General features: G+C 49.1%; 19 protein-coding genes. 6 read left to right on the top strand and 13 right to left on the bottom strand.

Annotation, left to right across the window (positions count from 1 at the left end; translation table 11 throughout):
- Positions 1–31: 31 nt before the first annotated feature.
- Positions 32–724: an MBL fold metallo-hydrolase gene (locus tag Q1A04_RS07710; RefSeq protein WP_299703468.1), complete on the bottom strand. Its 693-nt coding sequence runs from the start codon at positions 722–724 to the stop codon at positions 32–34.
- 184 nt (positions 725–908) lie between these two features.
- On the opposite strand from Q1A04_RS07710, the gene Q1A04_RS07705 reads away from it, so the two are divergent.
- Positions 909–1,628, top strand: coding sequence for an endonuclease III (locus Q1A04_RS07705; RefSeq protein WP_299703466.1), 720 nt, complete (start codon positions 909–911; stop codon positions 1,626–1,628).
- A gap of 5 nt (positions 1,629–1,633) precedes the next feature.
- Here the strand turns inward: Q1A04_RS07705 and Q1A04_RS07700 are convergent, their stop codons facing one another.
- The 3 genes from Q1A04_RS07700 to Q1A04_RS07690 all read right to left on the bottom strand — a co-directional run bounded on the left by Q1A04_RS07700 (position 1,634) and on the right by Q1A04_RS07690 (position 3,758).
- Entirely contained in the window at positions 1,634–2,152 is a 519-nt protein-coding gene (locus Q1A04_RS07700) for a GNAT family N-acetyltransferase (RefSeq protein ID WP_299703463.1), read from the bottom strand.
- A gap of 94 nt (positions 2,153–2,246) precedes the next feature.
- Positions 2,247–2,798, bottom strand: a complete 552-nt coding sequence (locus tag Q1A04_RS07695) for a hypothetical protein (protein WP_299703461.1) — start codon at positions 2,796–2,798, stop codon at positions 2,247–2,249.
- Between the two features lie 60 nt (positions 2,799–2,858).
- Positions 2,859–3,758 carry an LD-carboxypeptidase gene (locus tag Q1A04_RS07690; protein WP_299703457.1) on the bottom strand — a complete coding sequence of 300 codons (900 nt, stop codon included), beginning with the start codon at positions 3,756–3,758 and terminating at the stop codon, positions 2,859–2,861.
- A 163-nt stretch (positions 3,759–3,921) separates the two neighbouring features.
- Between Q1A04_RS07690 and Q1A04_RS07685 the strand changes: the two genes are divergently transcribed.
- Complete coding sequence (locus tag Q1A04_RS07685) at positions 3,922–5,451, top strand: AbgT family transporter (protein WP_299703454.1); 1,530 nt, start codon at positions 3,922–3,924, stop codon at positions 5,449–5,451.
- Positions 5,452–5,562: 111 nt separating this feature from the next.
- Here Q1A04_RS07685 and Q1A04_RS07680 read toward each other — a convergent pair whose 3' ends face one another.
- From Q1A04_RS07680 to Q1A04_RS07665, 4 genes are all read right to left on the bottom strand, one after another.
- On the bottom strand, positions 5,563–6,165 hold the full coding sequence (locus Q1A04_RS07680; protein ID WP_299703451.1) for an outer membrane beta-barrel protein: 603 nt from the start codon (positions 6,163–6,165) through the stop codon (positions 5,563–5,565).
- A 176-nt stretch (positions 6,166–6,341) separates the two neighbouring features.
- Positions 6,342–7,277 (bottom strand): hypothetical protein, encoded by a 936-nt coding sequence (locus Q1A04_RS07675; RefSeq protein WP_299703448.1) that lies wholly within the window; start codon positions 7,275–7,277, stop codon positions 6,342–6,344.
- A gap of 92 nt (positions 7,278–7,369) precedes the next feature.
- Entirely contained in the window at positions 7,370–8,167 is a 798-nt protein-coding gene (locus Q1A04_RS07670) for a hypothetical protein (protein WP_299703445.1), read from the bottom strand.
- A complete protein-coding gene (locus Q1A04_RS07665; RefSeq protein WP_299703442.1) occupies positions 8,154–8,585 on the bottom strand; it encodes a RidA family protein in 432 nt (143 codons plus the stop codon). Before Q1A04_RS07665 ends, Q1A04_RS07670 begins: the two co-directional genes overlap by 14 nt.
- Before the next feature lie 308 nt (positions 8,586–8,893).
- On the opposite strand from Q1A04_RS07665, the gene Q1A04_RS07660 reads away from it, so the two are divergent.
- Entirely contained in the window at positions 8,894–9,871 is a 978-nt protein-coding gene (locus Q1A04_RS07660; RefSeq protein ID WP_299703650.1) for a radical SAM protein, read from the top strand.
- Positions 9,872–10,119: 248 nt separating this feature from the next.
- On the top strand, positions 10,120–10,641 hold the full coding sequence (locus Q1A04_RS07655; RefSeq protein WP_299703439.1) for a gamma carbonic anhydrase family protein: 522 nt from the start codon (positions 10,120–10,122) through the stop codon (positions 10,639–10,641).
- Between the two features lie 69 nt (positions 10,642–10,710).
- On the opposite strand, the gene Q1A04_RS07650 is transcribed toward Q1A04_RS07655, so the two are convergent.
- Both Q1A04_RS07650 and Q1A04_RS07645 read right to left on the bottom strand, forming a co-directional pair.
- A complete protein-coding gene (locus Q1A04_RS07650) occupies positions 10,711–12,048 on the bottom strand; it encodes a hemolysin family protein (RefSeq protein WP_299703436.1) in 1,338 nt (445 codons plus the stop codon).
- Positions 12,049–12,244: 196 nt separating this feature from the next.
- Positions 12,245–12,556 (bottom strand): hypothetical protein, encoded by a 312-nt coding sequence (locus Q1A04_RS07645; protein ID WP_299703433.1) that lies wholly within the window; start codon positions 12,554–12,556, stop codon positions 12,245–12,247.
- A 416-nt stretch (positions 12,557–12,972) separates the two neighbouring features.
- On the opposite strand from Q1A04_RS07645, the gene Q1A04_RS07640 reads away from it, so the two are divergent.
- Positions 12,973–15,177 carry a thioredoxin family protein gene (locus Q1A04_RS07640; RefSeq protein WP_299703430.1) on the top strand — a complete coding sequence of 735 codons (2,205 nt, stop codon included), beginning with the start codon at positions 12,973–12,975 and terminating at the stop codon, positions 15,175–15,177.
- A gap of 98 nt (positions 15,178–15,275) precedes the next feature.
- On the opposite strand, the gene Q1A04_RS07635 is transcribed toward Q1A04_RS07640, so the two are convergent.
- From Q1A04_RS07635 to Q1A04_RS07625, 3 genes are all read right to left on the bottom strand, one after another.
- A complete protein-coding gene (locus Q1A04_RS07635) occupies positions 15,276–15,884 on the bottom strand; it encodes a superoxide dismutase (protein ID WP_299703427.1) in 609 nt (202 codons plus the stop codon).
- A gap of 88 nt (positions 15,885–15,972) precedes the next feature.
- Complete coding sequence (locus Q1A04_RS07630; protein WP_299703424.1) at positions 15,973–16,422, bottom strand: nucleoside deaminase; 450 nt, start codon at positions 16,420–16,422, stop codon at positions 15,973–15,975.
- A gap of 90 nt (positions 16,423–16,512) precedes the next feature.
- A complete protein-coding gene (locus Q1A04_RS07625) occupies positions 16,513–17,061 on the bottom strand; it encodes a hypothetical protein (RefSeq protein ID WP_299703419.1) in 549 nt (182 codons plus the stop codon).
- Positions 17,062–17,272: 211 nt separating this feature from the next.
- On the opposite strand from Q1A04_RS07625, the gene Q1A04_RS07620 reads away from it, so the two are divergent.
- A complete protein-coding gene (locus tag Q1A04_RS07620; RefSeq protein WP_299703416.1) occupies positions 17,273–17,716 on the top strand; it encodes a hypothetical protein in 444 nt (147 codons plus the stop codon).
- Positions 17,717–18,051: the final 335 nt, after the last annotated feature.

The raw sequence follows: 18,051 nt of genomic DNA, 5'->3' as shown, positions 1-18,051 counted from the left end.
TTGTGCAAATGGATACAGGAATACGTGAGACTTACACCAGCAGGTCTTTTTGATAAAACACCAGTCTGATCGGGTTGTCAGCCGGATTCTCAGTGGGGTCACAGTGGTAGCCGAACATCTCCACGCCATTCATGTAAGGGAGCAGTTTTTTGTAAAATGTATGGCCCGTATTTTCAGGGTTAAAAGTGATGTCGTGATACACACAGGTATGCATCTTCGGGATGCGACTCAACTTGTCAAACAAGACATCGGGCTTTCCGAGGTCGCCCGAATACACAATACGGTTGTCCTCCTCCTCAAATATGAAGGCATAAGATTGAAGACCCTCCGAATGCAGCCCATACGTATCGATTGCCTGTATGCCTTCGAAGTCCTCCAGTGGCATAAACTCGACATACTTGTCCGGATTTTTTACCTGTATTTTCAGAAACTCATATACCTGCGACTTAAACTGTTCGGTAGAATATAGAATGGTTGGCTTTGGAGCCTTGTCCACTACATGTTTATGTAGCAACATGTTGGCCAGACTGCCGCAGTGGTCGTTGTGTAGGTGCGTAAGCAAGATATAGTCCACCCGATGAATCAGGTTTTTGTGTACCAAGGTTTGATATACCGTAAAGCCGCAGTCAATCAGGATGCACTTCTCCCGCACCGTCAGTATGGCTGCCGAGTTCAGATAGTCGACATCAAAAGCGCCCCCCGTTCCTAAGAATTTGATTTGCATAGATGTAATCGTTATTAGTACCTTTTCGGGCTAAGATTACAGGTATAGCGGGAAAAGCAATAAATTGTTGTAATATGTTATAATTTTTCTAGTGAAGTTTTAGCTTAAAGCTATGTCATGCAGCTGTTAACTATACCTGTAGAAACGCGGGCATCTGGACTCACGTTAAGGAGAAACAGACTAAATGACTGAAGTGATGGAAGGACACGAACTGGCGGCCGAGGAAAAGGTGATGATTACGCACGAGTTGCTGAACCAAGAATACAAGCCGCTGAAGCTGGAACCGCGCCGCAGCCACATGCACGAGCTGATTTCCACCATGCTTTCGCACCGCACCAATCACAAGGACGAGGAGCAGGCCTTCTATACCATGATGGAGCGTTTCGGTGACTGGGAAGGCGTAATGAATGCCCCTTTTGATGATTTGGCCGAGGCCATCAGCACGACTCGCTACCCCGAACAGAAGGTGCCGCAGATCCAGCAGGCGCTTAGCATGATCAAAGAAGAGCGGGGCGAGTTCAATATCGATTTTTTGGAGGACTTGCCAGAGGAGGAGGCCATCGCTTGGCTAACCAAGCTTCCGGGAGTGGGTTTGAAAACGGCTACCCTGGTGCTGCTCTTCAACTTCAAGAAGCCGGTGCTGCCCGTCGATACGCACGTATTCCGGATAAGCCAGCGGGTAGGGCTGATCGGAGCGAAAGTCACGGCCAACAAAGCCCACGACATTCTACTGGAGATGCTGCCTAAAGACGCGCTGGTGCTCTTTAATTTTCACAAACACTTGCTTAAGCATGGACAGAAAGTGTGCACTTGGTCGTACCCGAGGTGCGAGAAGTGTGTGCTAAATGGGATCTGTAACTATTTTAATCAGGTGCGGACGAAAGGGATCGATAAGGCGGCGTGAGGGGTTTAAAGTTGGAGTTTCATCATGATGTCTGTCTGCTCGTCGCTACCAAGTTTGAAAACATGTTTGTCAAACTCGACAAACCCATTTTTCTTATAAAAGTTGATCGCTCTTGGGTTTTCTTCCCAAACACCTAACCAAACAAAATCGGCACTTAACTGCTTTGCAACGTGGATGGCGTGTTTATAAAGAAACTGGCCTACACCTTTTCCGTGGTATGCTTTTAACGCGTAAATCCTCTCGATCTCAAGGCCCTTGCCGTCTTTCAACTCTGTCTGTGCTTGACCAATGTTTAGTTTTAAGTAACCAACTACTTGATCATCGATTGTCGCGAAATAGAATGTAGAGTTTTTGTCACTGAGTTCGGCAGTCAGCTTTTCGACAGAAAGCTCTTCCTCTAAATATTTCCGCATGTTCTCCTCTGTATTGCCAGCTGAGAATGTTTCAGAGAAAGTATGTCTGCTGATTTTTTGCAGTTGGTCTATGTCGTTGAGGGCAACTCTTTTTATTGAGATGTTATCCATTCTGTTTTTCGAAGTGGGTACTAACGTACTGGTGCAGCCTATGGGCGAGGCGTAGCAGAGCATACAGGCTGAACTTTGTTGTGTGAAGTAGTTTTTATGTACGGCTGTTATAGGCTGTATGTACCTTATTCACCCATTCTTTACCCCATACCCGTAATTCATAAGTCCACACGTATTCTGTTTTTCCGTTTTCTGACCAATTTTCTTCATTGTAGTCAACCCACAGCCCATTCGTTAAGTCTTTATGAAATATATAAAATGTATTCGTATCTAACTCGATAATCTTTTCAAAATTAGGAATCGCAAATGAACAATTCATTTGAAGGAAGAATGACCTATAAATTCTCGATGTGGTAAAATAGGTCTTTGGATTTGTAATTTCTGGAATAAGGCAGGAAAAAATCTCCCTAAAACTATCTGCTTGTGATGATGGAAAAGTGAAATTGAAAGTCGGTACCTGAGAATCTCTGTAATGTATTCTGTTTATAACTGTATTTGTTTCTTCAAGTGTCAACACGGATTCTTCAGTAAGTTCTTTTCCTACGATTTGTGACAAAGACAATAAAAATTCACCAAGAAAGTGCTTCCGTTCTTGGTGCTGTCTTAAATGACTAATTCTTTCTTGCCTACTCTTTTCTGTCATCATTTTATTCCACACAACTTTATTATATAAGGAACTACTCCATATAACATCCAATATAGCTTGTTATGCGGAATAAACGTACTCCAACCTCACCCCATTCTCTGCAACTTCCAACCTAGCTCTTCTCCCGCAAACCAAGGCCAGATTATCCGGTTCGTGACCGGTCGGGAAGCTGTAGCAAACGGGGTAGTTGTACTTGCCAGTGTGCTCAGCTATGATCTCGTATGCGTCTTTGCCGAAAGGAACGGCATTGTCTTTCATTAAACTGAAATGGCCGACGATGAGACCTGCCAGATCCTTTAATTTACCGGCGCGGTCGAGGTGCACCATCATGCGGTCGATACTGTAGAGGTACTCATCCACGTCTTCCAGAAACAGGATCTTGCCCTTAGTGGTGAAGTCAGAGCTGGTGCCGGATACATTGTGCAGGAGCGCGAGGTTACCGCCTATAAGCTGGCCTTCGGCTATACCTGTGCGGTTGAAAGCGTGGGGGCCGGTGCTGTAGCTGAGTTCCTCTCCGAAGAGCACGCGGCGCAGGCTGTCCAGCGCAGCTTCGGTGCCTGTCGGAAAGAGCAAAGGCATGATGCCGTGCACGCTTTCTATACCTAAACCGTGGATGTGGCAAAGGAGGGAAGTGATGTCGCTAAAACCGACTATCCATTTAGGGTTGCGCTCAAAGCGGCTGAAGTCGACTTGGTCAAGGATGCGGGTGGTACCGTAGCCGCCGCGGGCACAGACTATGGCTTTGATGTCTGGACGGTCGAGGGCCTGCTGCAGGTCCTGCAGGCGGAGTGCATCGTCGCCGGCAAACACACCGTAATGGGCGCCTACTGTAGGACCAACCTCAACCTCCAGTCCCCAGCCTTGCAGAATATCGATGGCGGCTGCAATTTCTTCGCGGCTGATGAGTCGGGCGGTGGCGATGATGGCGATTTTGTCGCCGGGCTGGAGGGGTGTGATCATAGGGAAAGCAATTTTTGATGATAAACGAAGGTATGGCTTTTTGCTAAAATTTGCGAGGCTGCAAAATTTTGGGCAATTTCGGAACCCGTTTGCGATGGCCTCTTTGCCCGCCGCCTGTATCTGAACAAGCGCTGTGCGAGCGGGAACCTTAAAAAAACTTTTTATGACGCAAATCAAGAAAAAAAAGTCAGGAATTGACAAATTCCTATCGGTGGTGGAGCGCATCGGCAATGCCCTGCCGCATCCTGCCACGCTATTTGCAGGCTTTGCGCTGCTCGTTATCATCCTGTCGTGGGTGGCCAGTCTGTTCGATCTGGCGGTAACACACCCGGGCACAGGCGATACCATAACACCGGTTAACCTGCTCTCCACCGAAGGCCTGCACCTGATCTTGACTAAGATGGTGACCAACTTCACCAGTTTCGCCCCACTGGGTACGGTGCTGGTTTCATTGCTGGGTATAGGTATAGCCGAAGGCACTGGCCTGATTGGTGCGGTGCTGCGTCTGGTGGTGCTTTCATCGCCAAAAAAACTACTCACCTTTGTGATCGTGTTTGCGGGTGTTATCTCCAACACGGCTTCTGAAGTTGGTTACGTACTACTCGTGCCACTGGCGGCGGTGATCTTCCTCGCGGCTGGCCGTAATCCGCTGGCAGGCCTAGCGGCGGCTTTTGCCGGTGTGTCAGGTGGCTACAGCGCCAACCTGCTCTTGGGTACCATCGACCCGCTTTTGGCTGGTCTGTCCACGGAGGCAGCCCGTATCATCGATGCAGACTATACTGTGAATCCGGCGGCCAATTACTACTTCATGTTCGTGTCGACCTTCCTAGTAGCCGGTCTGGGTACTTGGGTGACGGAGAAAATAGTGCTACCTCGCTTGGGTGAGTACACTGGTGACGAAAAACCACAGAGCATTGATCGCCTCAACAGAGATGAGAAGCGCGGACTATTGTATGCTACCTTGGCTATTCTGGCTTCTATCGCTTTCATATTGGGAGGTTTGTTGCCGGAAGACGGCTACCTGCGCAACCCGGAGACGGGCGAAGTGCTGAACTCGCCGTTTATGTCGGGCATTGTAGCCTTCATCTTCCTGCTTTCTGCCATTGGCGGTATCGCATATGGCATAGGCGCTAAAACCATCAAAAACGACAGCGACGTGATGCGCGGTATGTCCAAGTCCATGGAAACACTCGGCTCGTATATCGTGCTCGTATTCTTCGCGGCCCAGTTTGTGGCTTACTTTAACTGGACAAACCTTGGTTTGATTTTGGCCATCAACGGGGCTGATGTGCTCCAGACGATGGGCCTGAGCGAGATTCCGCTGATGATCATGTTCATCTTGGTGGCTGCTGTGATCAATCTCGTGATGGGCTCGGCTTCGGCCAAGTGGGCGATCATGGCACCGGTCTTCATCCCGATGTTCATGCTGCTGGGCTATACGCCGGAGTTCACACAGGTAGCCTACCGCATCGGTGACAGCGTGACCAATATTATCTCGCCGATGATGTCGTACTTCGCCCTGATCGTGGCCTTTATCCAGCGTTATGACAAGAACGCAGGTATAGGCACTGTTATCTCGACCATGCTGCCTTACTCGATCGTGTTCTTCATTGGCTGGGTGATCCTGCTGATTGTTTGGATTTTGCTCGGGCTGCCGATAGGCCCGGGTGCCGAGATGTATATGCAGCCTTAGTAAGGCTTAGTTATAAATAGAAAAGGCCGGTGTCGCATTTAGCAACACCGGCCTTTTCTGTCTGTGGTTTTGTATAGCTCCTCTTCAGGGACAGGTGATCTATACCTGTTACTAAAACAACTTCAGACCAACGCTCAACAGAATTTGTTGGTTAGCCAGATCGTAATTGCTTTGGTCAGCGGGGTTTTCGTAGTTGCGGCTGATGCGCTCGTAGCGCAGGTCAACGGTGAGGCGTTGCAAGTCGAGACCCACACCGGCCTGATAACCCCAGTCGGAGTTCTCCATAAAGCTTTTGATGTTCTGTCCGTCTTGGCGTGCGCTCAGGAGTGTGGAGGCCACCGGACCGGCTTGGATGCGGATCAGGTTGGCAAAGCTAATACCTGCCATCACGGGCACGTCCAATCGGTTGAACTTAATGTCAGCCACACGGCTGGCCAACGTCGCATCAGGGTTAGATTCCAGTCGCCCTCCTGTTTGGGTAAATATGGCTTCGGGCTGTATAAACAGGCCCAGTACATTCACGCGGGCAAAGGCACCGGCATGATAACTCGTTACGGATTCTTTCTTAGCGTATTCAGAAGGGTTGTTAACCGCATCGCGCACCCCCACACTAGAGGAACCGACACCGGCTTTCACACCACCCGTTAGAAACTGCGCCTGCACCGCGGTACTCAAGGCGAACAGGGCAAACAGGGTTAGCACTAAATTTTTCATATCTCTATTTGTTTAAATCTAAAATAGCTATACCCTTGCGGGCTTAAGCAAGGGTATAACGAATTACAAATAGCTTTTTAGTACGTAACCTTGTAGATATAGGGTATAATAAGTGTGTTTATAGAAATATTCAAAGATTCGGTGTTTTAATAAGTGGGGCTAACTCAAAATCCTAGTTATTCATAAGATACAACGGTTACTTCGCTTTGCTCCTCCTCCTGCTCTGGGTGTGTATCGGTTAGCTGCGCAGCCTGTGTCTTCTTCCAAAGTGTCCGCAACCGCTTGTGAAAGCGCTGATCGCCTCCCTTGTCGCTTGATACAGGGAAGTTGACGTAGGTGCCGTCTGTCAGTTCCAGAAACAGTTGGCTATCTTCCAGAAAAGATGGATCTGCCCTAAAACTGATGTTCTGGATAGAGTCGAAAGGCATGAGAAGCGCGGGTTCCTCCCATGTTTTGTTGTAAACAACCACCTTTTTGTCTGTGAAGAAATAGAAGCCGTCTGTGAAGTCGCTGAAGGCATCGGAATACCAGAATTGAATTCGCTCCTCCGGGTCCAACAGGCCTTCGTTTAAGGCAAATTCCACGTATTTTGCTTTAAGCTGCCTGCCGGGAATTACCTCGGTGCCGGGACCATCGGCGCTGATCACGATCACCCAGATAAACAGCCCTACTACCAGCACGCCAAAACCGGTTAGTGCATAAAATACAACGCTTCGTTTCTTAGGACCGCTTTCTTGTTCAGTAAGGCGCTTGTTATGGGCGTACAGTTTGAAAGCGGAGATGGTGCCCATCAGGTAAAAATAGCCGAATAAGAGTGCTCCTAAGCCAAAAGGAAACTGTCCGTCGGAGGCTGCAGCGATAAACTTGGAGAGTACAAAATAGATAAGCAGGCCCAAAGCGCTGAATCTGCTTTTCTTATAGATGCCGTAAGTAAGGGCCGCGATAAGTGCTGCGTCAAACAGAGTCCATGTGTCAAAACCGGAGCTATACCTGAAATCCTCATCATAAGCCCCTACCAGCGAAACCACGACGGTCATAGCGGTGGAGATAATGCCTACAATCCATGCGTTGCGGATGTGCTTCTCCGCGTTTTCAATTTCGCGCTGTTCCATTGCCAAAACTGCCTGTAAAAGATAAAGAGTTTATTTACTATATAATGACAAACTAATATAGTAAAATACTCGATCAAATCATGGCTGGGCAATTAAAATTCAGGTACCTCCACCAGCTGCACCTGCTCCCCCAGTTGCTCCCGAATAGTCTTATCCGCTGCAAAGCGGTGATTGGCGCCTAGTACGAATATGAGTTTTTTGCCGGGGTTTTCTTTGATCAGCGAGACGATGTTGCGGCCGATATGCTCATCGCGGCGGCGGTTGAACTGAGCATAGGCTTCGTATGGTGTGCCCTGCAGCATGATATCCATTTGGTTGTAAAAGAGCTCTACAACCAAATCGTAGTGGCCCGAGTTGTTGAACTGCGCGGGCGTACTGGTGCTGGCAAGCTCGACCATTTTCTGCGGGAACACCGCAATCAGCTTCATGCGGGAGCTAAGCGTGGTATCGGTGTTAAGTCCGCGCTCCAGTTGCTTGATCTCGGTTAATTGCTTGTTGCCTCCTTTAAAAGCATCTGCCGGCAGAAGCTGTCCAGCAGCTTCTTCTCCATACCAGTCCACGCCGTATACCTTCTCTTTTGGGAAAAGCACTGTGATCTGACGCATCTCCAAGGGGTACATCTGTTTCAGGTATGTAGTGTCCTTTCCTATGTCTTCGGGCCTGATCTCAACGCCGATCACGTCAGGGTTATACCTCCGAATGAGTTCGTATACCTTGTCGTAGGTATAGTTCGGATTGCTTTTGTGAAGGCCGTGCAAAGTGGCCAGCAGCATGACCTGCGTAGGTGCTGTTGCTTCGGTAGCGGTTGTACTTTGCGAAACTGGGGCAGTGCTGGAACATGCGATACAAAGCGGCAGCAATAAGGCGAGTAAAAGTTTATACTTCATCATAGGGGGTAGCTGCGGGGTTGATCAGTTTATCTTCAGCTTTAAGTATGGCAGTAGCCTCTATCTCCACCAGCTGCTCTGGCTTGATGAGCCTGTTTACTTCGACCATAGTTGAGGCGGGCTTTATATCTCGGAAATACTCTCCATGCGCACGCCCCACGGCTTCCCACTGGCTGATGTCAGTCACGTAAATGCGAGTGCGCACCACATCCTGCAAGCTAGCGCCCGCCTGTTGCAGGGCTTTCTCTATTTTCTGAAGGATATACCTTGTTTGTTCGTAGACATTACCTATACCTATTACCTGATCGCCATCGGTGGCAGTGGTGCCAGCCACTTCGATAACGTTGCCCATGCGCACAGCTCGGCTATACCCAATAGTGTCTTCCCATACGGCGCCGGATGATATGTTTTGTCTTTGCATAGAGTTGAAAGTCTAAGAAGTTAGAAAGTTGGGAAGTTAGAAAGTTTAAAAGTTGAAATGTAGCGACGTTACACCGTAACGTCGGAATAAGTATAGCGCGTAGGAACAGGTCGCGACCTGTCTGAATCGTGCACCAAGCAATAAACGACTAACCATTTAACCATTTAGCTATTCAACAATTAACCTTCAACCATCAGGTATAAATATAAGAATTTCTGAAAGTGTTTTAGAAGGCCTCTAAATTCGTGGTCGGCATCATGGCCTATACTCGTACATTATCCTTAATTTTGGACAGACACTCAGACAAGATGCGCCTAACTTCCAAACCTGTGCTTTGCAACTACTACGTTACCTACCGCTGTAACGCAAAGTGCTCGTTCTGCGACATCTGGGAAAAGCCTTCGCCCTACATTACCTTAGAAGACGTGGCGCAGAACCTGCGTGACCTGAAACGTTTGGGTGTGCAGGTGATTGATTTTACGGGAGGAGAGCCCTTGCTGCACCGTCAAATCGACCAGTTTCTAGGTATGGCGCACAACATGGGCTTCATCACCACTCTAACCACCAACGGACTCCTATACCCTAAGCTAGCCGAGCGGCTGAAAGGCAAGGTAGACATGCTGCACTTCTCGCTGGACTCTGCCCACAAAGAAGAGCATGACACCGGACGTGGCGTGGCGTGTTTTGATTTCGTGATGGAGTCGATCCAAGTGGCGGAGCGGCTAGGCGAGCGGCCGGATATTCTCTTCACCGTGTTCCGGCACAATCTGGATCAACTGGAGGAGGTGTACCGTAGCATCACACAGCCCAACAAACTCATGCTCATCATCAATCCGGCCTTTGAGTACAATGATGTGGCCGTGGGAGAGCAGTTGTCCGAGGAGGAGTTAGATTACCTAACCGCCTTCGGAAAACGCAAGGGGGTATACCTGAACGAGGGCTTCGTGCAGTTGCGGCGCGACGGCGGCAACAAGGTGTCGGACCCGGTGTGCAAAGCCGCCAGCACCACACTGGTTATTTCCCCGGAAAACGAACTGGTGCTACCCTGTTACCACCTCGGAACTAAGAGCTTTCCGATACAGGGCAACTTGCGGGCACTATACCTGAGCCAAGAGGTGAAAGCGCTGAAAGAGCAGGAGGGACGGCTGCCGGCCTGCGAAGGCTGCACGATCAACTGTTACATGCAACCCAGCTTCGCCGTAGAAATAAACAAGTACTTCTGGAAAGCCCTGCCCAGTACGCTTAAGTACAACCTGAGCAAAGGGACTTGGAAAAGGTTAATTTAATTTTTGATGGCTGATTGTTAATTGTTAATTGGTTGAACAGTTAAATTGCTAATTGTATGGCGCATGATTAACCCACACCAGCCCCTCCAAAGAGGGGAATTCCGGTGCACGATTCGGACAGGTCGCAACTTGTCCCCACAAGGAAACGGAAATGCTTCGTAGCTCCACGACCTTACAGGGTAACGTCGCTAAATATCAATTTCTTAAACCCCTTAACTCTTAAAATCTCAAACTCCTAAACTCAAACTATGCCTATAATACTGCCAGTGAAAGGTGTCATGCCGCAAATGGGCGATGATTGTTTTATTGCCGAGAACGCCACGATCGTGGGTGATGTGTTGATGGGCCGTGAATGCTCGGTGTGGTTCAATGCCGTGATTCGGGGTGATGTGAACGCGATCCGGATAGGTGACAAGACCAACATTCAGGATGGCGCCGTGATCCACTGCACTTACCAGAAAGCCGCTACTACTATCGGCAGCAACGTGTCGATCGGGCATAATGCCATTGTGCATGGCTGCACCGTGGAGGACAATGTGCTGATCGGGATGGGAGCTATTGTGATGGACAATGCCTTGGTGCAGAAGAACTGCATTGTGGCAGCAGGAGCCATTGTGCTGGAGAATACCGTGTGCGAGTCGGGCTACATCTACGCCGGTATACCTGCCCGCAAAGTAAAACAACTCAGCCAAGAGCAAATTGACGGGCTGGACAAAGTAGCCAACAATTATGTGATGTACAGCGGCTGGTTCACCAATCCGGAGGGATAGCTACAAGTTAAATTTAAATAAGCCCACCGCTATACCTTGCGCTCATGAAGGGCTAGGTATAGCGGGAAGTTAAAGCGTCGGCTCCTCTGTTTGCGGCTCTATCTGCGACTGGAAATCCTCTTTGATCGTAAAGAGTACCCATTCCACGCGGCGGTCAGATTTCTCCAATACCCGAATCTCATATTCATTGAACTCGGCTATCTCGTTTGCATCGTCTGGTATGTGGCCGTAGATCATCGTCACGAATCCACCAACGGTTTCGTAGTCCTCACCCTCAGGCAGCGGGAAAGGCATGTAGTCATTGGTGTCAGATACAGGCGCCGCACCGTTCACGCGGTACTCAAAGTCACCCACACGCTCCACTATCGGCACTTCCTCATCATACTCATCCTGAATCTCTCCCACGAGCTCCTCAATAATGTCTTCGATGGTCACAATACCCGATACGCCTCCGAACTCATCCGTTACGATAGCCATGTGCATGTGGCGGCGCTGGAACTGCTGTAGCAGACGCGGTATTTTTTTGGTTTCCGGCACGAAATAGGCCGGACGCATGAGCTTCTCGATAATGATTGGCTCGTTGAGGCGCATGAGGCTCAGGATGTCTTTCACGTAAAGCACCCCAACAATGTTGTCGATGGCCCCATCGTATACAGGTAGTCGGGAGTAGCCTTCCTCAAAGATTATCTCCATCAGATCGTGCTCCGATATGTTCACATCAATGGCCACCATACGGGTTCGTGGCACCATGACCTGCTTTACCATGCGCTCATTAAACTCAAACACATTCTCGAGGAGTTCGTGCTGCGAGTCTACCAGCAAGCCACCCTCGGCGCTTTGCTCAAACAGCAGGCGCAGCTCTTCGGGAGAGTGTACCTCAGAACCATGCACAGGGCGGATGCCCATTGAGCGCAAAACCAAGTTGGCGAAACCGTTGAGGATCCAGATAAAAGGCCTGAACAGGTAGTAGAAAAAGCGGAGCGGCAGCGTAATTGCCAGCGTGGTCGCTTCGGAGCGCTGTATGGCCAGCGATTTAGGGGCCAGTTCGCCAAACACGATGTGCAGTACCGTAATGATGGCAAAGGAGATTGGCAGGGCTATTTTATGAGCCAACGCCTCACCTCCCCTGAAGCCGAAAAACTCCATCACGTTAATGACAATCTCGGAGACCACACTCTCCCCAATCCAACCCAGACCCAGCGATGCCAGCGTAATACCGAGCTGCGTAGCCGACAGATAGGCGTCGAGGTGCGTGAGCATGTGCTGCGCCAGCTTGGCCATGGAGCTGCCTGCCTGTGCGCGAAGTTCGATCTGTGAGGAGCGTACCTTTACGATCGCAAACTCCGCAGCCACAAAGAAGCCGTTGAGCAATACCAGAAATATAGTGAGTAGAATGTTAAGGATCATAGTGTGATGCGAGCGGTGTGTGCTGCCGGCAGCGTAAAATTAAGCTAAAATACGTGTTTTCGCTATATATGTATGTGGTATCGATAAGAATAGGCTTCAGCAGCCTTCCAAAGCCATTTCGATAGCGAATAGCCAAGGTGTAAAAAAAGAAAAGGTGCCGAATGGCACCTTTCGCTTTAGCACACGCTTAACCGGTCTATAGCAGTAGCCGCATGGAGGGAACCGGGGTCGTGCTGAAGAGTTCGCGGGCATTTTCCTCTGAGAGTCGATCCTTAAAAATGGCTCTGGCTTCGTCTTCCGAAATAAGTCGGTAGGCATGCTCTGCGGCGCTATCCTGAAACGGATTGCAGAAAGAGTAAATAAACTCGTCTGAGAAGGTCTTGTACACAATGTGAAAATTGTGCTGTTCGTCACGCACCAGTTTCATGGCTTTAAACATCTGACCAAACTCTCTTCCGCATGTGGTGCGGATGGTGAAGGTTTCCTGTGGCTGAAAGTTTTTTTTCATAGCTTTATTTTAGTAGGGTTATAGATCGTCTTGTAAAAAGACAAATAACTAACGTCTGGAATTCCGGTTATACCTATCAAAACCACTTTTATCCGTGAACGGCATTATTTTAGATGTGAAAGTAATGTTATTGATAATCAATGCGTTAGTATGCTAGCATACCTTTCTTTTTTTGAGTAGGTCTTGCCAAGAGGGCAGTTGCAAAAGCGCCTAGAATGGTGTATTAGAAACCACTCCCCGGACTTCCGTGTTATCTATAGCGTGAGCGAGTGCATTGGCAGGCTGCGGGCGGTTTTATGTCTTTAAGCGTTTACGCAGCGTGTCTGCAGGTGTGGCTTTCGCTCAAAAATCCATACTTTTGTGGAGATACATCCGCAAGCCGAAAAACACGGATTGATTTAATTAGCTATACCCTTATGAGAAATAATATGAGGCAATACCTATCCCTCGTGCTGTTGCTGTTCATGGCAACCATAGCGGCGCAGGCGCAGGTGCTCAAGCCCGCCTCTTGGAGCTACGACGTCTCCAAAAAGGAAGTGAAAGTAGGCGATGAGGTCGAACTCATTTTCAATGTCAAAATTGATAAAGACTGGTACTTGTACTCTTCCGACTTCGACCCGGATCTGGGGCCGATGGTGACGGAGTTTACATTTGCCAAGCACCCTTCTTACCAATTGGTTGGTAAGATCAAGCCCATGAATCCCAAAAAGAAGTATGATGAGCTCTGGGAAGGGGAGTATACCTATTTTGTGGGCACGGCGCAGTTCCGGCAGAAAGTAAAAGTGCTGCAGCCTGACTTGGTTGTGAAGGGATCTTATGAATATCAGGTTTGTACCGATATCGACGGCAAGTGCATTCCCTTTGATGATGAATTCAGTTTTACCAATAGCCAGATAAAAGTAACGGCGGCGGCTGGCCCAACAGCACCGACCAACACAACGGTTGAAGCAATTGAAAAAGCTCCGAAGGAGGCCACTACCCAAGCCACCGCTCCAGACGGCCTCGACACGGCTGTGCCTGCCATGCTGCCACAGGACTCTGTACTGGCTGCTGAAGAGGAGCTTACACCTATAGCTGATACCGCAGCTGAGGAGGGTGAAAGCATCGCTCCTGCGCTGATCGATTTTTCGGATGAAGATGAATCCGGTGGGAATATCTGGGCTTTTATGCTGGTCGCCTTTGGATCGGGTCTGGTGGCCCTGCTGACGCCCTGCGTGTTCCCAATGGTGCCAATGACGGTGAGCTTTTTCACGGGTAGCAGCCAAAGTCGGGCGCAGGCCATTGGCAAGGCCTTGCTGTATGGCATCTCCATCATCGCTATTTATACTGTGGCCGGTACTGTGGTCGCTAAAATGTTCGGTGCCGACGGAGCTAATTTCCTGAGCACACACTGGCTGCCCAATGTGCTCTTTTTTGCTGTGTTCGTGATCTTTGGTATGTCCTTCCTCGGCCTGTTCGAGATTACGCTGCCAAGCTCTTGGCTCAACAAAGCCGACGCGCAAGCCGACAAGGGCGGTATACTAGGGGTATTCTTCATGGCTTTTACGTTGGTGCTGGTTTCGTTTTCGTGCACGGGCCCTATTGTAGGCAGTATCTTAGTGGCCTCAGCAGGCGGCGAAACGCTGCGCCCGATTGTGGGGATGTTTGGCTTCTCGCTGGCCTTTGCGCTGCCCTTTACCTTGTTCGCCATCTTCCCGTCGTGGCTAAGCGGCCTGCCTAAGTCTGGTGGCTGGCTCAACTCCGTGAAAGTGGTGCTGGGCTTCTTGGAACTTGCCTTGGCGCTTAAGTTCTTGAGCATTGCCGATCAGGTATACCATTGGGGTATATTGGACCGGGAGGTATACCTAGCACTCTGGATTGTAATATTTACCCTGATGGGATTCTACCTGCTGGGTAAACTCAAGTTCGCACATGATTCTGAGCTACCCTACATCAGCGTACCCCGCGTTTTCATGGCCATCGCGACCTTTGCCTTCGTGATATACCTGATCCCGGGTATGTTTGGAGCCCCGCTTAAGGCACTGTCCGGTTACTTGCCACCGCAGTCTACCCACGACTTCGATATCAATGCTTTGGTGCGTCAGAGTGGGGGAGGAAGCTCGGCGCAGTATACCTCAACTAACCAGCTGTGCGAACCGCCCAAATATGCTGACTTCCTGCACTTGCCGCACGGCTTGCAGGGCTATTTCGATCTGGAGCAGGCTAAGCGCTGTGCCGCCGAGCAGGGCAAGCCGATCTTTATTGACTTTACCGGCCATGGCTGCGTGAACTGCCGCGAGATGGAGGCTAATGTTTGGTCGCACCCAGAGGTATTGAGACGCCTGCAGGAAGACTATGTGATAGCCGCTCTCTATGTGGATGATAAAAGCGAACTGCCCGAAAGCGATTGGTATGTGAGTGAGTATGACGGCAAAGAGAAGAAAACCCTCGGTAAGAAGTACGCGGACTACCAGATCACGAAGTTCAACGTGAATGCCCAGCCCTACTACGTGCTAATGGACGAGAACGAGAATATGCTGGTGAAGCCCATCGCCTATGACCTAAGTGTGGAGAACTTCGTGAAGTTCTTGGATGCCGGTGTAGAGGCGTATAACAAGCAGCAACAGGTAGCGAAGAAATAGACCTTACAGGTCTAAACACTGTGCAGTCTATTAACAAGAAAGCCCTACCTTTTCAGGTGGGGCTTTCTTGTTTAAAAGGATGTCAGACATCCGATTTTTTACTTCGCCTCGTTAAAACGACGGGTTACTTCTTCCCAGTTCACCACGTTCCAGAAAGCACTGATGTAGTCCGGACGACGGTTCTGGTAGTTTAGATAATAAGCGTGCTCCCATACGTCTAAACCAAGGATCGGCTGACCACCGCAACCTTCTGCGAATGACATCAGCGTGTTGTCTTGGTTAGGTGTGGAGCAGATGTCCAGTTTGCCGTTGTTTACGCACAGCCAAGCCCAACCAGAGCCGAAACGGGTAGCCGCAGCAGCGTTAAACTTCTCCTTGAATTGGTCGAAAGAACCGAAAGCGGAGTTGATTGCGTCGGCAAGTTCACCTGATGGTTGACCACCGCCGTTTGGCGAAAGGACAGTCCAGAACAAATTGTGGTTGTAATAGCCACCGCCGTTGTTGCGAACCGCTTTGTTGTCTTCCTTCACATTGCGCATGATCTCCTCGATGCTCATGTTCTCCATCTCAGTGCCCGCGATTGCCTTGTTCAGGTTGTCGGTATAGGCCTGGTGGTGTTTTGTATGGTGGATTTCCATAGTGCGCGCATCAATATGTGGTTCAAGCGCGTCGTAGGCGTAAGGTAGTTTCGGTAATTCGAAAGCCATAGTTTTATGTGGTTTTATGTGTGAAAAATAGCATGCGTACAGATTTATAGGTGTACGTATGCATTTGAAATGTGAGTTTCAAAGATAGTTATTTTCTTTTTGCTGCAAAGAACGAGGCCATCAGCTCGGCACACTCCTGCGCCATGATGCCGCTCACCATTTCGGTTTTGGGGTGCAGCAGATTGCCCACCCTTCTGTAACCGCGTTTGGGCTCGGATGTTCCAAAAACCACCCGCTTGAGTTGCGCCCAGTAACTGGCGCCAGCGCACATCACGCAAGGTTCCACAGTCACATACAGGGTACAGTCATTCAGGTATTTGTTACCAAGATATTCGGCGGCGGCCGTAAGGGCCAGCATCTCTGCATGGGCGGTCACGTCGTTGAGTTTTTCGGTCTGGTTGTAGGCTTTGGCGATAATGCGGTTGTTGCTCACAATCACGGCCCCGATCGGGATCTCGCCCTCCTCAAAGGCATAAGTCGCCTGTCGGTAAGCCTCCTGCATAAAATGGTCGTCGCTGTGTATTGATAGTAAGTCCACGGGATAAGGTATAAGTATGCTATTGCACAAGATACAAAAAAAAGCCTCTCCGAGAAAGGAGAGGCTTCTTTGTATGAACTACAGGTATGTTTATTTCATCTTGACAGAGCCCATGATTTCGCGGGCGGTGTTTTGCCAGTCGTTCTTCATGACAAAGGGCAGGTGCATCGAAAAGATGATCAACTGATTCCCTTGGATGGTATACTGCATGATGCTGTATTTCTGCACCGGTGCCAAGTGGCTGGCTCCACGCTCATCGGCCAATACCGACACGAACTCAAACACAATGTAGTCGCGACCGTTAATGTTGGTCACATCATCACGAATGAAATCCACTTTTGTGAAGCGCTCCATTAGGTTGGCCTTATAAATATCACGCAGCATGTTGAGATCCTGCGGACCGAACTGCGACTTTTTCTGCGTCATGCTGAAGTCCACCTGTCCGCTAGGGCTGGAATAAACTGCCACCGGACGGTTGGCCGCTGGGTATTTACGGGCAATGCCCTCATCGGGCAGGGGTGTGAAGTCACGCGGAAGCATCACACTCACTTCTTTGGTAATCTGGGTTTTCTTCAGTTTGGTGTCGGCAAGGGCCACACCTGCTATCAGGATAATAACTAAAAAGGCTAAGTAGCGCATGTTCATAGGTTTGTCAGGACAAAGGTATCAAATAATCAGGACTGGGTTTATTAATAGCAATTATTTTGCCAGAATCGAAACATCGCAGTCAGAAATGGTGAGAAGTGTAGGCTGACATCTTATGCTATTGATCAACGTTTATACCTTAACAGGCACTTTACCTATTTAGTGTCAGCTATTTGCAATCTATAATTAATTAAAAGTACAAGCTATGTTAGGAAACATTATTGACAATGTAAAAGGACAGCTCACCGGTGAACTGCAGGACAAATTCAAACTGGACCCGGGGCAGGCCAACCAGTCTGTGGACCTAGCCAAAGACCACATGACCGAAGGGCTAAAGAAAGAAGCGTCGGGGGGCGACGTCGGTGGAATTATGAATATGCTGAAAGGACAGAAATCACCACAGGACAGCCCGGCCATCAATGGCATGATTCAGAACTATGTAGGAGACCTTTCCTCCAAGGTTGGTATACCTCAGTCAATGGCAAAACAGGTGGGGCCGTTTGTAGTAACCTTTCTGATGGACAAAATTGGTGGAAAAGTAAATGCCGAAGGCATGGGGCAGTCCGATGTAATGGGGATGCTCGGAGGTGGGATTACAGACAAACTGCCTAAAGGTTTGGGAGACAAACTCGGCGGGCTTTTTAAATAGAGTACCCAGCAGTTATATTGAAAAGAAGAGAAGCCATACCTAAAAGGTATGGCTTCTCTTTAATTGTGTCGTAGTATTTTTGGTTGCAAGTCGGCAACTTACTTACATCTCACCTTAAACAAGTATGCCTATAATTGCCGGAGCGGGGAGCTCCATGGCAATGTCTTTAATCAGTTTCGACAAAAAACTGAGTATAATCCCTTTATATTGTTTCTTAACCAAACAGGGTTCTAAAAAGTTTACAATTTGTTCAGAATCTGTAACATCCAGCCCAGCATGACCTGAAAAACATGCGTCAGCCATAACGCGACCAAAATCGCGGCGCGAAGATAGTG

This window comes from uncultured Pontibacter sp., assembly GCF_947499215.1.
Classification (GTDB): Bacteria; Bacteroidota; Bacteroidia; order Cytophagales; family Hymenobacteraceae; genus Pontibacter.
This window is presented reverse-complemented; position numbering and strand designations above follow the sequence as displayed.